The sequence below is a fragment of the Vibrio sp. ER1A genome (genome assembly GCF_000733315.1).
In the GTDB taxonomy this organism is placed as follows: Bacteria; Pseudomonadota; Gammaproteobacteria; order Enterobacterales; family Vibrionaceae; genus Vibrio; species Vibrio mediterranei.
On record NZ_JPJA01000092.1, the window covers coordinates 127,814 to 142,538 of the forward strand.

Annotated in this window: 11 protein-coding genes; 9 read left to right on the top strand and 2 right to left on the bottom strand. The window is 45.4% G+C overall.

Features of this window, described 5'->3' with window-relative positions; genetic code table 11:
• Positions 1-30 precede the first annotated feature (30 nt).
• From recO to acpS, 3 genes are read left to right on the top strand one after another with little or no spacing between them, the layout of a single operon-like run.
• Positions 31-735, top strand: a complete 705-nt coding sequence (gene recO / locus HW45_RS19175) for a DNA repair protein RecO (protein ID WP_006075280.1) — start codon at positions 31-33, stop codon at positions 733-735.
• A 17-nt stretch (positions 736-752) separates the two neighbouring features.
• Positions 753-1,487 (top strand): pyridoxine 5'-phosphate synthase, encoded by a 735-nt coding sequence (pdxJ, locus tag HW45_RS19180; protein ID WP_006075281.1) that lies wholly within the window; start codon positions 753-755, stop codon positions 1,485-1,487.
• Positions 1,488-1,493: 6 nt separating this feature from the next.
• On the top strand, positions 1,494-1,874 hold the full coding sequence (gene acpS, locus HW45_RS19185) for a holo-ACP synthase (RefSeq protein ID WP_038228977.1): 381 nt from the start codon (positions 1,494-1,496) through the stop codon (positions 1,872-1,874).
• 15 nt (positions 1,875-1,889) lie between these two features.
• On the opposite strand, the gene barA is transcribed toward acpS, so the two are convergent.
• On the bottom strand, positions 1,890-4,709 hold the full coding sequence (gene barA, locus HW45_RS19190) for a two-component sensor histidine kinase BarA (protein WP_006075283.1): 2,820 nt from the start codon (positions 4,707-4,709) through the stop codon (positions 1,890-1,892).
• 197 nt (positions 4,710-4,906) lie between these two features.
• On the opposite strand from barA, the gene rlmD reads away from it, so the two are divergent.
• The 6 genes from rlmD (at position 4,907) to HW45_RS19220 (ending at position 13,968) form a co-directional block, all read left to right on the top strand.
• Positions 4,907-6,220: a 23S rRNA (uracil(1939)-C(5))-methyltransferase RlmD gene (rlmD, locus tag HW45_RS19195; protein ID WP_038228979.1), complete on the top strand. Its 1,314-nt coding sequence runs from the start codon at positions 4,907-4,909 to the stop codon at positions 6,218-6,220.
• A 69-nt stretch (positions 6,221-6,289) separates the two neighbouring features.
• A complete protein-coding gene (gene relA / locus HW45_RS19200) occupies positions 6,290-8,512 on the top strand; it encodes a GTP diphosphokinase (RefSeq protein ID WP_038228982.1) in 2,223 nt (740 codons plus the stop codon).
• Between the two features lie 95 nt (positions 8,513-8,607).
• Entirely contained in the window at positions 8,608-9,414 is an 807-nt protein-coding gene (mazG, locus tag HW45_RS19205) for a nucleoside triphosphate pyrophosphohydrolase (protein ID WP_038228985.1), read from the top strand.
• A gap of 162 nt (positions 9,415-9,576) precedes the next feature.
• Complete coding sequence (locus tag HW45_RS19210; protein ID WP_038228988.1) at positions 9,577-11,217, top strand: CTP synthase; 1,641 nt, start codon at positions 9,577-9,579, stop codon at positions 11,215-11,217.
• Positions 11,218-11,292: 75 nt separating this feature from the next.
• Positions 11,293-12,594, top strand: coding sequence for a phosphopyruvate hydratase (eno, locus tag HW45_RS19215; RefSeq protein ID WP_038228991.1), 1,302 nt, complete (start codon positions 11,293-11,295; stop codon positions 12,592-12,594).
• 198 nt (positions 12,595-12,792) lie between these two features.
• The gene (locus HW45_RS19220) at positions 12,793-13,968 is read left to right on the top strand and encodes an Ldh family oxidoreductase (RefSeq protein WP_051868228.1); all 1,176 of its coding nucleotides are present in this window, start codon (positions 12,793-12,795) and stop codon (positions 13,966-13,968) included.
• 24 nt (positions 13,969-13,992) lie between these two features.
• On the opposite strand, the gene HW45_RS19225 is transcribed toward HW45_RS19220, so the two are convergent.
• Positions 13,993-14,700: a helix-turn-helix transcriptional regulator gene (locus tag HW45_RS19225; RefSeq protein WP_038228994.1), complete on the bottom strand. Its 708-nt coding sequence runs from the start codon at positions 14,698-14,700 to the stop codon at positions 13,993-13,995.
• Positions 14,701-14,725 lie beyond the last annotated feature (25 nt).

The following is a 14,725-nucleotide window of genomic DNA, read 5'->3' on the forward strand; positions in this document are numbered from 1 at the left end:
CTGCTCCGAGACCTTAGACAAGATAAAGTTATGGATGGATTACAACGCTGTTTTGTTTTGCATCGAAGACCCTACAGTGAGTCGAGTCTTATTCTTGACGTATTCAGTGAAGAGTATGGTCGAGTTACGCTTTTGTCTAAAGGTGCTAGAAGTAAGCGCTCCAACCTTAAAGGGGCGCTGCAACCTTTTACCCCTCTCCTGTTAAAATGGTCCGGCGGCGGCTCCATGAAGACCCTTCGTCAAGCTGAAGCCATCAGCCTTGGGTTACCTTTATCTGGTATCAACCTTTACTCAGCTATGTATGTGAACGAACTCATTGCCCGTGTTCTCGCCAGTGAAATCCCGTTTCCCGCTTTATTTCATGACTATCTTCAAGCTTTAACAGAACTGGCTCACAATACCAATCCTGAACCCGCTTTACGGCGATTTGAGCTCGCTCTCCTTTCTGCAATGGGATACGGTGTAGACTTCCTTCACTGTGCCGGAACAGGTGAACCTATTGAGCCAACGATGACTTATCGTTATCGAGAGCAGAAGGGGTTCATTGCCAGTGTGCGTAAAGACAATCTCACCTTTCTCGGTGAGGAATTGATTGCCATCAGTGAGCGTCGTTTTAACAGTAAAACACAGTTACAAGCGGCAAAACGCTTTACACGCATAGCATTAAAGCCGTATCTTGGCGGGAAACCATTAAAAAGCAGGGAGTTGTTTCTTCCGAGACTGAAACAGCTCTGACCATGGAGTAAACATCGATGAGTTCTATCCTTTTAGGTATCAATATTGACCATATCGCTACGCTACGTAATGCGCGCGGTACTAAGTATCCAGATCCAGTTCATGCTGCAGAGATTGCCGAGCGTGCTGGCGCTGACGGTATTACTATTCACCTTCGTGAAGACCGTCGCCACATCTTAGATCGTGATGTACGCATTTTGCGCGAAACACTACAGACTCGTATGAACCTAGAGATGGCGGTCACCGATGAGATGATCGATATTGCCCTAAAAACTCAACCTGAGTTTGTTTGCTTAGTACCTGAAAAACGTGAAGAGCTGACGACCGAGGGTGGGTTAGATGTAAAAGGTCAGCTTGAAAAAATCAAAGCGGCAACGGAGAAGTTGTCTGCAGCAGGCATTAAAGTGTCGCTATTTATTGATGCCGATCGTGAGCAGATTGATGCCGCTAAAGCAGCTGGTGCACCATTCATTGAGCTGCATACTGGTCATTATGCGGATGCAGAAACTGAAGAAGATCAGCAAGACGAGCTGAAAAAAATCGCGGCAGGCGCAAGCTACGCTGCAGATATCGGCATCACAGTGAATGCTGGTCATGGTTTGACTTACCACAACGTCGCACCTATTGCGGCATTACCTGAGATTTATGAATTAAACATTGGTCACTCTATCATTGGCCGCGCGGTATTCGATGGCCTACATAAAGCCGTTGCAGATATGAAAGCGGTCATGGAATCGGCTCGTCGAGGTTAATGAATCGTGGCAATTCAAGGTCTAGGTACCGATATCGCAGAAATAGAACGTGTTGAGAAAGCCTTAGCGCGTTCAGGCGACGCGTTTGCGCAGCGTATTTTGACCGATAATGAGTTGGTTCAGTTTCAGCAATTGAAACAGCAAGGTCGCTTTCTTGCTAAGCGCTTTGCTGTAAAAGAGGCGGCATCAAAGGCGTTGGGGACTGGGATTGCTCATGGTGTGACTTTCCAAGATTTTGAAGTCTCTAATGACGAAAACGGCAAGCCAATACTCACCCTGACAAAAAAAGCCGCAGAAATTGCGGCTTCAATGGGTGTGACGTCCAATCATTTGTCTATCTCTGACGAGCGTCACTACGCTGTCGCTACCGTCATCTTCGAAAGCTAAACGATAGAACCTAACCTAGTCGTTAGGTTCTCTATTTCCTTTCAAGTAAAGCTCAGACGTTTTTAGCACTTTTTCCATTTCATCTTGCAGTTCAAAGAGCTCTGGCTCGATATCTTCTAAGCTGTCGCCAGCGCGCAAGGCTTTCTCTATGGTCGCGCAGATAGATTTAAGTCTCGGCACGCCGCAATAAGAGCAACTGCCATGCAATTTGTGGATTAGATGGATAACCTGTTCCTTATCATCGAAGTCAGTGTCCAACACTTGCTCTGAAAGTGCATACACTTCAGGGATAAAGTCCACTAACATTTGCAGCATATCGACGGCTAAGTCTTCTTTGTTAGCGGCTTGTTTGAGTGCCGCTCCCCAATCGATCACCAAATTAGTTTCCGTTTCCGCTTTAGGCTGAATGCTTGGCTCATCAGATGTTATGTCCACTTCATTTGGAGCAACGAAATCTAAGCTGGCATCAGTGTCATGATTGCGAACTGGTACCCATTTGTTGAGTACTTGCAACAACATTTTTTCATCGATAGGTTTGGTGAGGTAATCGTCCATTCCTTCGGATAAAAGTCGGTCTCGTTCACCCGTCATTGCGTGGGCAGTGACGGCGACGACAGGCGTCTGGCTGTTCTGCTGGGTCTCTTTAATTAATTTGCAGGCAGTAACCCCATCCATATGAGGCATTTGAATGTCCATAAATACCATATCAAAGTGCTGCTCTTGGGCTTTCTCAACCGATACTTGGCCGTTGGTGCAAGAGACCACGCTCTCAACACGCTCCGACAATAATGCTGTAATGAGCTTGAGGTTGGCAGGGTTATCATCCACTGCCATTACGGTGAGTGCGCGCTTCTCGGTAGACTCAACTTCCATAACAGGTGCGAGTATTGCTGGCTGTTTTTCCACTAACGATTGCAGCAACTTCTTACGTGATAATGGTTTGGTTAAGCACTGTACTTGATGGGTTTGCATCAAGTAGTCAGATAGGGCGAGCTGGGTGCTGGCAGTACCGATGATGATGTTTGATGTAGCTTCCTGACAACGGGTGATCCAACTTTCAATCACCGTCAATGGCACTTCTTCATTGGTAGGCAAACACAAAATGATGTAGTCGAACGCTTCCACTTTATCTGGCAACGTTGAGCGATAGGTCACCATAACCCCTTCATTAGTAAGGGTCTGTTGTAATACCGATGCCGCTTGCATATTTGGTTCAATCAGTAGTAGTCGCTTGTTATGGATGACCGCAGGATCGATAAGGTCGATCATTGGAATATCTGTAGAGTTCAGTTTAACCGTAAACCAGAATGTTGAACCTTGGTGCAGGCGACTGGTTAAGCTAATTTCACCGCCCATTTGTCCAACTAGCTTTTGGGTAATAACCAAACCAAGTCCAGTACCGCCATAACGTCGAGAGATACTGGCGTCCGCTTGACTGAAGGCTTGGAATAACTGCGCTTGTTGTCGCTCTGAGATACCAATACCGGTATCGCGAACCATAAACTGCAGTTCAACACGGTCTTCTTTCTGAGATTTGAGTTCAACGCTGATATCAATGTTGCCACGCTCAGTAAACTTGATGGAGTTACCCACAAGGTTGGTCAAAATCTGTTGAATACGAAGTGGGTCACCAACAAGGCCGCTTGGAATTTTTGAGTCAACTTTTAAGGTTAGTTCCAAGCCTTTTTCATGGGCGCTGGTTGCTTGAAGGGCGACAACTTCCTCAAGACTGTCTTGGAATTCAAACGGAATATTCTCAAGTGCCAGTTTACCGGCTTCGAGTTTGGAGAAGTCTAAAATGTCATTGATGATGTTAAGAAGGTTATTTGCTGATTTCTCAATGGTTTGAAGATAGTCTGTTTGACTGTTGGTCAGCTGCGTTTTCAGCATCTGACGAGTAAAACCAATTACACCATTAAGTGGGGTTCTTAGCTCATGAGACATGTTAGCAAGGAACTCTGACTTCACTCGTGCCGCTTCTTGCGCACGCTTTTTGGCGATATCCAATTCAACGTTTTGAATTTCAAGCTGTTCTAATGTTTCACGTAGGTCGGAAGTTGCTTGGTCGATACTGTGCTGCATTTCTACATGATATTCGGACAGCGAGACTGCCATGGCATTGATACCATTTTTTAACGAGTCCAGCTCGCCGTGCATTTTGCCTTCGATACGAACATCCAAGTGACCACGACGAATACGGTCTACCATGTTTTTCATGTGAGAAATTGGACGCGTCACATCGTACATCAAACGGTAGGCAAAGATTCCCGATAGGATAAGACCAAGAACAAGGACTAGAATCGCAGAGAAGACTTCCTGATATTGTTGTAAACGCAGTGAAGAAAGGTCGAGCTCTACAGCGATATAACCGAGCGTCTTATTGGTTGAGGTTAATTCTCGCGTATCTGATACCAGCTGACTTTCAGCTAGAATAGGGGCTCTCAAAATTAACGTATTGTCGTGAATTTCGTAGGAGCTTAAAAAAGGAATCGGCTGATCTTTCGGGTAGGTTAACGTATCAAAGTTGGGATGAAAGTTTGAGGTTACAAACAGCTCATGAGAAGCATCGAATACCGCAATACTGCGAACGAATTTAGAATTCTTACGGTGGGCGTAACTAATCAGGCGTCTAACTGATTCACGACTTTGGTTGATAAGACCTTGTTCACTGGCAATCGCCAGCGGTTCAATAATGCTAGAGCCGGCGTTAAGTACTTGTGATTCTAGGTCGTGGTAGCGATTGTAAGAGAAGAAGGCACTCAAAAGGAGACCGATAATTAAGGTCGGTGCCAAAGTCAATGTGATTACGCGAGCGCGCAGGCCGTATCTTGTCATTTTAATTCGAAGTCATTATTTGCCAACAGAGTTACATCTGCTGGGTGGATATGGGACAATAGCCAGTATTGCATCCTCAAGATGACGTAAGCTTAATCAAAGCAGCGCTGTTCGACAATCATTCAAATAAAGAATAGTGAAACTCTAACAAATTTTTATCGAAGCAGCGCATTACGCTCTGCTCACTGGGTACAGTAATGGCACGTTTTTTTAAACCAACAAAGAAAACTTCATTCTCAAAAAAGCACCAAGAGGTGAACATTGAACGCATGGACCATCATGGTGCAGGTATTGGTTACTTAAATAACAAACCGGTATTTGTTGAAGGTGCGCTCACAGATGAGAAGGTGTTGGTGCAGTTAACGGAAAGCAAAGCAAAGTTTGCTAAGGCTACCTTGATCAAAGTGCTAGAAGCTTCTGAGCAACGCGTGAAGCCATTTTGTCCTCATTACCATGAGTGTGGCGGCTGCAATCAGCAGCATGTAGAACGTCAGCAGCAGATTGAAAACAAACAAGTAGCCTTATCACAATTGATGAATAAGTTAGCGGGCCAATCTGTGCCGTTAGCTCCCTCTATTACTGGAGAAGGCCTTGGTTATCGCCGTCGTGCTCGCTTAAGTATTCACCTCGATAAGCAGCGCAACTTAGTCATGGGGTTCCGCCGTAAGCAGAGCAATCACATTGTTGAGATTGACCACTGTCCGGTATTGAATGCTCAGTTAAACGCACTAATACCGCCATTACGAGACATATTCGCAGGCTTTAAACAGCAGCAGTCACTTGGCCACCTTGAATTGGTCATGGGTGATAATGGACCTGTGGTTGTTGTTAGGCACATCAAAGCTTTGACTAATCACGATCAAAAACGCTTGGTCAATTTTGCTGACAGTCAGGAACTCACGCTTTACCTGATGCCAGAGTCAGGGCAGTTACAACTAATAACGGGTGAACAGCCTTATTATTCGGAAGTAGGGGTTGAATTACCCTTCCTGCCGACACACTTTATTCAAGTGAACCGCGAGATAAATAGCAAAATGGTCGCTCAAGCACTGGAGTGGCTAGCGCCTGAATCCAGTGACAATGTACTCGATCTCTTTTGCGGCTTGGGTAACTTCACTTTACCTTTGGCGAAACTATGTCAGCGTGTCGTAGGTGTTGAAGGTATTCAAGATATGGTGGATTGGGCGCAGCAAAATGCCGCTCTTAACCACCTAACGAATGTTGAATTTTATCAAGCAAATCTCGAGCAAGATCTCTCTGAGATGCCATGGGCAAAACAACAGTTTGATAAAATCCTGCTTGACCCTGCCAGAGCAGGCGCAAGCGGCGTGATAGATCAAGTTTCTGCGCTAGGAGCAACGCGAGTGCTTTATGTTTCTTGCAATCCTGCTACCCTTGCCAGAGATACTCAAAGCTTGATTGAGCAGGGCTATAAGTTGGTTCGATTGGGTATGATGGATATGTTCCCTCACACCAGTCATCTAGAATCCATGGCGCTGTTTGAGAAGTAGCTGATTTAAAATGAGAACAAGCTAACTGGGATAGGTTAGTTAACCAATAAAACTAGGAAGAAAAAAGAAATGGTTGCGGTAAGAAGCGCGCATTTGAACCCTAACGAACAGTTCGAGCTAGACAAATGGATTGCTTCTCTAAAGCAAGACAAGAACACCTCGAAAAGGCTTAAAGAAGTTTACCGTCAGTGCGAAGATATTGTCGCTGGCAGTGAACAGGGGTCCTTGTTGTTGTGGCGCGGCAGAGAGATGATTGAGATCCTCATTACCCTTTCGATGGATAAAGCCACGCTGGTGGCTGCTCAGTTGTACCCTGTTGTTTCTAGTGGCATCTACGATAGAGAGCAGCTAGAAGAAAACTATGGCAAAGAAACCATTAAGCTGATTGATGGCGTCGAAGAGATGGCGGCTATTGGTCAACTTAACGTGACGCTAGAAGGCTCAGAGGCGTCGGGTCAAGTCGATAACGTCCGCAGAATGTTACTGGCGATGGTGGATGATTTCCGCTGTGTGGTCATCAAGCTGGCTGAGCGTATTTGTAACCTTCGTGAAGTCAAAGATGAGTCTGACGAAGTTCGTCGAGCTGCCGCTAAAGAATGCGCCAACATATATGCTCCTCTTGCCAACCGTTTAGGAATTGGTCAGCTAAAATGGGAAATCGAAGATTACGCTTTCCGTTATCAGCAACCCGAAACTTATAAACAGATTGCTAAACAATTGTCTGAGCGCCGCATTGTTCGAGAGCAATATATCAAAGACTTTGTGGATGATTTGACGGCTGAAATGAAGGTGTCGAACATCCTTGCTGAAGTCAGTGGTCGCCCTAAGCATATCTACAGTATTTGGCGAAAAATGCAGAAGAAAAGCCTCGATTTTGATGAGCTTTTTGACGTGCGCGCTGTACGCATCATCGCTGAGCGACTGCAAGATTGTTATGCGGCACTCGGGGTTGTTCACACCAAATACAAGCACCTCCCTAGTGAATTTGATGACTATGTGGCGAACCCTAAGCCCAATGGTTATCAGTCTATTCATACCGTTATTCTTGGTCCTGAAGGTAAAACGATAGAGATCCAAATCCGAACCAAGCAAATGCATGAGGATTCGGAGCTAGGTGTTGCTGCACACTGGAAATACAAAGAAGGTGGTAGTGGCGGCCGCAGCGGATACGACGAGAAAATTACCTGGTTGCGTAAGCTACTGGATTGGCAGGAAGAGATGTCAGACTCTGGCGAAATGCTGGATGAACTTCGTAGCCAAGTATTTGATGACCGTGTGTATGCCTTTACGCCTCGTGGCGATGTGGTTGATTTGCCTATGGGGGCAACACCACTGGATTTTGCTTACCACATTCACTCTGAAGTGGGACACCGCTGTATCGGTGCCAAAGTGGCAGGCCGCATTGTTCCATTTACTCATAAGCTATCTATGGGTGATCAGGTCGAGATCATTACGGCTAAAGAGCCAAACCCGTCTCGTGACTGGTTAAACCCATCGCTTGGCTTTGTTCACTCAGGTCGTGCGCGCGCCAAAATTAACGCTTGGTTTAGAAAGCAAAGTCGTGAGAAGAACTTAGAAGCTGGCCGGGAAATTCTTGAAGATGAATTAGCCAAAATCGGTGCAACGATCAAAGACGCTGAACAATATGCCTTGAAGCGTTTTAACGTTAACACTCCAGATGAGCTGTATGTTGGTATTGGTAGTGGTGATTTACGAATAAACCAAATCATTAATCACATCAATGCATTGGTGAATAAGCCTACGGCCGAAGAAGAAGATCAACAAGCACTTGAGAAACTTCAAGAGTCAGAAGGCAAAGCGCCAGCTCAAAGCCGACCGCATAAAGACGCAGTTGTCGTGGAAGGTGTCGATAACTTGATGACGCACTTGGCACGCTGCTGTCAGCCAATTCCGGGCGATCAAATCAAAGGTTATATTACTCAAGGTCGTGGTATTTCGGTTCACCGAGCTGATTGTGAGCAGTTAGAAGAACTCAGCCATCACGCACCAGAGCGTATTATTGATACCGTTTGGGGCAGTGGCTTTGTTGGCTCTTATATTTTGACTATTCGCGTTGAAGCTATGGAACGTGGCGGATTACTAAAAGACATCACCACACTGCTTACTAACGAAAAGATCAAAGTGACCACTATGAAGAGTCGCAGTGATTACAAGCGTCAGTTATCGATTATGGATTTTGATCTAGAGCTGACGAATATCGAAGTGCTGTCACGCGTGACTAAGCGTATTGAACAAATTAAAGACGTCATGAGTGTGAAGCGCTTGGGTTAAGCAAGACTCAAGTGGGCGTTATACTGACGTAATCACATCATGTTGAACAATAATAAAAGGTTGGTTTTCCAACCTTTTTGTTTAGGAATCTAACTATGTCTCAACCCATCGAACAACTTATCACTATTATGGCTCAGCTTCGAGATGAGCAGCATGGCTGTCCATGGGATCGCAAACAGACCTTCGAGACCATCGTACCGCACACCATCGAAGAAACGTTCGAAGTGGTCGACGCTATTCATAACCAAGACTGGCAAAATCTAAAAGAAGAGCTGGGTGATTTGTTGTTTCAAGTGATTTTCTATAGCCAGATGGCAAAAGAGCAAGGGTTATTTGACTTCAACGAGGTTGTTGAGGGATTGAATGACAAGCTCACTAGACGTCATCCGCACGTTTTTTCTGATGTGGAATTTGCAGATGAAGCCGCTATCAATGCCAATTGGGAAGCTGAGAAAAAGAAGGAAAAGGCTGAGGTAGGCAAAAACGAAGAAAGTATTCTAGACTCAATACCACAATCGTTACCTGCACTTTCAAAGGCCAATAAAATCCAGAAACGTTGCGCTAAATATGGCTTTGATTGGGATGCGTTAGGACCTGTCGTTGATAAGGTTCAGGAAGAAGTTGAAGAGGTGGTTCAGGAAGCGATTCAGGTTGATGTTGATGAAGATAAGCTGGAAGAAGAGGTCGGAGACCTATTGTTTGCCGTAGTGAATCTTTCTCGACATTTGAAAAAAGATCCTGAGGTTGCGCTGAGAAAAGCGAACAATAAATTTTCTCGTCGCTTTAAAGGTGTTGAGGCAAGGGCTGGCGAAGATGGTAAATCCCTTACAGACTTTAGCCTTCAAGAGCTTGACCAGTTTTGGAATGACGTAAAAAAACAAGAAAAGTCCTCGGATTTGTGAACCGCTTCTCATTGGTGTAAGTTTCTACAATTGATTTGAAGCAAAAAATAAAAATTTTGAATGTGATAAGTTTCACGTTGTGGCGGTAAAGGGCTTCTGGTATATTTGCATCCCGTCCAGAAGAAATCCATTTTCCCTCATTCAACCAACTTCAGGTTAAACATGACGACAAATTATATTTTTGTTACTGGCGGGGTAGTATCCTCTCTAGGTAAAGGTATTGCAGCAGCATCTCTTGCAGCAATTTTAGAAGCACGTGGTCTTAAAGTGACCATGATGAAGCTTGACCCTTACATCAACGTTGACCCGGGCACAATGAGCCCAACTCAGCACGGTGAAGTGTTCGTCACGGAAGATGGCGCTGAAACTGACCTTGACCTTGGTCACTACGAGCGTTTCATCCGTACCAAGATGACAAAACGCAACAACTTCACTGCTGGTCGTGTTTACGCTGATGTTCTTCGCAAAGAGCGTCGTGGTGACTACCTAGGTGCAACTATTCAGGTAATCCCTCACATTACTAATGCTATTAAAGATCGCGTGATCGCTGGCTCTGAAGGCCACGATGTCGCTATCGTTGAAGTTGGTGGTACAGTAGGTGATATCGAATCACTACCGTTTATGGAAGCCATTCGTCAGCTAGCCGTTGAGCTTGGTCGTGAGCGTGCAATGTTTATGCACCTAACCTTGGTTCCTTACCTAGCAGCAGCTGGTGAAGTGAAAACCAAGCCGACTCAGCACTCTGTAAAAGAGCTACTGTCTATCGGTATCCAACCAGACATTCTTGTTTGCCGTAGTGATCGTATGATCCCTGCAAACGAGCGTAAGAAGATTGCGCTTTTCTGTAACGTTCAAGAAAAAGCGGTAATCTCAATGAAGGACGTAGATTCTATCTACAAGATCCCTCAACTAATTAAAGCGCAAGGTCTAGACGACCTAGTATGTTCACGCTTTGGTATCTCTGCTCCAGAAGCTGATCTTTCTGAGTGGGAACAGGTAATTTACGAAGAAGCTAACCCAACGGCTGAAGTAGTTATCGGTATGGTAGGTAAATACATCGAACTACCAGATGCTTATAAGTCTGTAAACGAAGCGCTAAAACATGCAGGCCTTAAAAACCGCCTGAGTGTGAAGATTAAGTACGTTGATTCACAAGACGTGGAAACAAAAGGCGAAGAAGCTCTAGCTGGTCTAGACGCAATCCTTGTACCTGGTGGCTTTGGTGACCGTGGTGTTGAAGGTAAGATCCTTGCTGCAAAATACGCTCGTGAAAACAAAGTACCTTATCTAGGTATCTGCCTAGGTATGCAAGTGGCACTTATCGAATACGCACGTAACGTTGCGGGTATGGAAGGTGCACATTCAACAGAATTTAACAAAGAGACTAAATACCCTGTGGTAGGCTTGATCACAGAGTGGGTAGATGGTGAAGGTAAAGTTGAAGAACGTACCGAAACGTCTGATCTTGGCGGTACAATGCGCCTTGGTTCTCAGCTATGTCACCTAGAAAAAGGGACAAAAGCGTACGAACTATATGGCAACGCTAAGATCCATGAACGTCACCGTCACCGTTACGAAGTGAACAACGTACTTCGTCCACAGATTGAAAAAGCAGGTCTTAAAGTTTCTGGTCTGTCAGCAGACAAGAAACTAGTTGAAGTGATTGAGAACCCAGCTCACCCATGGTTTGTAGCTGCGCAGTTCCACCCAGAGTTCACTTCAACGCCTCGCGATGGTCACCCGTTATTTACAGGCTTTGTGAAAGCGGCGGGCGAATTCCAGCGCGGTACTGAAGAAAAGTAAAAGGATACGGGCGGTTGCGAAGGTTGTGCGGCTGCCCTTAATTTTGACATTTATATTCAATGAGAGGAAACATTAATGTCTAAGATCGTTAAAGTTCTAGGTCGTGAAATCATCGACTCACGTGGTAACCCAACTGTAGAAGCTGAAGTACACCTAGAAGGCGGTTTCGTAGGTATGGCGGCAGCTCCATCTGGCGCATCTACTGGTTCTCGTGAAGCTCTTGAGCTACGTGACGGTGACAAAGCACGTTTCCTAGGTAAAGGTGTTCTTAAAGCTGTTGAAGCTGTTAACGGTGAAATCGCTGAAGCTCTAGTTGGTAAAGATGCGAAAGCTCAAGCTGACGTTGACCAAGTGATGATCGACCTTGACGGTACTGAAAACAAGTCTAAGTTCGGCGCGAACGCTATCCTAGCAGTTTCTCTAGCAAACGCTAAAGCAGCAGCTGCTGCTAAAGGCATGCCTCTATTTGAGCACATCGCTGAGCTTAACGGCACTGCAGGCGTATTCTCTATGCCTCTTCCAATGATGAACATCATCAACGGTGGTGAGCACGCAGACAACAACGTTGACATCCAAGAGTTCATGATCCAACCAGTTGGTGCTAAGACTCTTAAAGAAGGTCTACGTATCGGTGCGGAAGTATTCCACAACCTAGCTAAAGTTCTTAAGTCTAAAGGCTACAGCACTGCAGTTGGTGACGAAGGTGGTTTCGCTCCTAACCTTAAGTCTAACGCTGAAGCTCTAGAAGTTATCGCAGAAGCTGTTGCAGCTGCTGGTTACGAACTAGGTAAAGACGTTACTCTAGCTATGGACTGTGCAGCATCTGAGTTCTTCGACAAAGAAGCTGGCATCTACAACATGAAAGGCGAAGGTAAGACTTTCTCTTCTGAAGAGTTTAACCACTACCTAGCTGAGCTAGCTAACCAATTCCCAATCGTTTCTATCGAAGACGGTCTAGACGAGTCTGACTGGGATGGCTTCAAGCACCAAACTGAACTACTAGGTGACAAGCTTCAACTAGTAGGTGACGATCTATTCGTTACTAACACTAAGATCCTTGCTGAAGGTATCGAGAAAGGCGTAGCTAACTCTATCCTTATCAAGTTCAACCAAATCGGTTCTCTAACTGAGACTCTAGCTGCTATCAAGATGGCTAAAGACGCAGGTTACACAGCAGTAATCTCTCACCGTTCTGGCGAAACTGAAGATGCAACTATCGCTGATCTAGCGGTAGGTACTGCTGCAGGTCAAATCAAAACTGGTTCTATGAGCCGTTCTGACCGTGTTGCTAAGTACAACCAGCTAATTCGTATCGAAGAAGCTCTAGGTGAAAAAGCACCTTACAACGGTCTTAAAGAAGTTAAAGGTCAAGCTTAATCGCTGATTTTTAAATAGCTTTTGTAAAGCCGCTCTTTATAGAGCGGCTTTTTTTATGCCTGAATATTATTGAATAGGACATCCAATGGGGTAACGAAGGAGTAACAGTATCCAGTATGTTACTTATGAAATAACTCAGATGCGCTAAAGTGATTACAGTTCAATAAAACGTATCCCTACTTACTAGAGGAAAAGATCATGGCTAAAGTGACCAGCCCTACTACTACGTTTAATAACGAGTATTTTTCATTCATTGTTTCTGAGTCATGGAAACACATCGGTGCTGACCAAACTCACGCTGATATCCTTGCTCACAACCTATTGGTTGGTGGCCTACAAGGTAAACTTCACCAAGGTCTTGGCGTTATCGAAGCAGTAACGATTCCATACGAAGCAGGCATCCTAGATCCTACATCGACGCCAGAGCTAGAGTCTGAAGGCGATACTTGGGCGGTATACAACGGTAAGAAATCTTCTGGTCACTACGTTTGTACGCTAATGGCTCAAACGGCTATCGAGAAAGCACGCAAGCACGGTATCTCAATCGTATTTGGTTACGACCACTGTGACGGCGGTAACTTCTCTAACTACACACAGATGGCAATGAAAGAAGGCATGTTTGCGATGTCTTCAAACAACTCTGTACCTCTTAATGCACCATTCGGTGGTATGGATCCAGCAATGTCTTGCCCTCCGTTCGATGCAGCTCTAGTTGGTGGTGAAGAACTACCTCTAGTCACATCTATCATGATCGGTGAAGGCTACGACTCTCACATCTGTGACGCTATCGTAAACGACCGCGACCTACACGTTGCAGCGCTTGTTGACCAAGACACTGGTGAGCTAACAGCTGACGCTCGTAAGTGGGGCTCACTAATCGAAGGTTACGGCCGTGTGGCTGACTGTAAAGCACCGTGGACATCCCTAACGCCACGCCTTTACTCTCTAAACATCTGGAATGAAGTGATGACGGCAATCATCAACCCGAAAGGTAAGATTGCTCCTGAGCTTCCAGCAGTGCCAAGTGACTTCTTCACGATGGAAGATGCGCCATGTCCAGTAGGCGGTTCTTACATTCTAGTCATCGACCCAAGCCACTTTGGCCCAATCGAAGAAGTGAAACGTAAGAGCGACATGTTCGTGAAAGCGATTAAAGAAAACCGTCCTCGTGCTGGCTTCAACGAAGTTTACATTCCAGATGAGTGGGGCTTAAAAGCACTCTCTACGGCAACTGATGAGCACCAAGTTATGGACGCTCACTGGGTTGGTTTCAAAGACTTCCTAAAACGCTCTGGCACTTCTATCGAAGAGTTGAACGCGAAATGGGAAGCGAAAGTTGGCGCTGAACGCGCAGCTGAAACTATCCGCAAATAATTTTAAAATCAGACGCACTTGATTTTATGCCCAGTCTCCCTCGGACTGGGCTTTTTTCGTTTCTAGCTTGAATTGTGAAGGCGAAACCTGATGATAAGCTTTGAACGCGCGAATAAACGGTGGTGCCGAGTGATAGTCGAGGAGGTTGGCAATATCGGATAACGATAATGAAGTCTTCAGTAAATACTCATTGGCCATTTGCATTCGAACGTCGAGCACGAGTTGTTTGTAAGTTTTACCTTCATCATGAAGTCGTCGTCGTAAGGTTCTTGCGGTGAAGCCTAAATCTTCAGCCATTTGTTCCATGGTGGGTACTCCGGAAGAGAGAAGAGCGTACAGGCGCATTCTTATCTGATCGCAACTGGTGCTGGCTCGTGATTGCTGGTTCATCTCCGCACTGTGCTTCGCTGCGATATTGGCGACTAAGGATTCATTCGCAGAGATGGGCATATCGATCCACTCAATGGGGAGCCTAATTTGATTACTCGCTGCGTTGAAGGTCGGCATGATACCTAAATACTGGTGATAGAGGTGTTTATAACTTGGCGCGGCATAACTAAGGGAAATTGAGACTTTATCTTTATCAAATTGCTCTCCCAAGAGCTTTTTTATTCCAAGGTAGTAATGACCAATGCTGTCTTCGATAGTGTAGGGCTGCGGCGTCCAAAATGCGGAACGATCTTCGGCAGTGATATAGGCATATTCTCGGTCGTAGGCAATACGAATATCCACGTATGTATAGAGACTAAAGAAATGA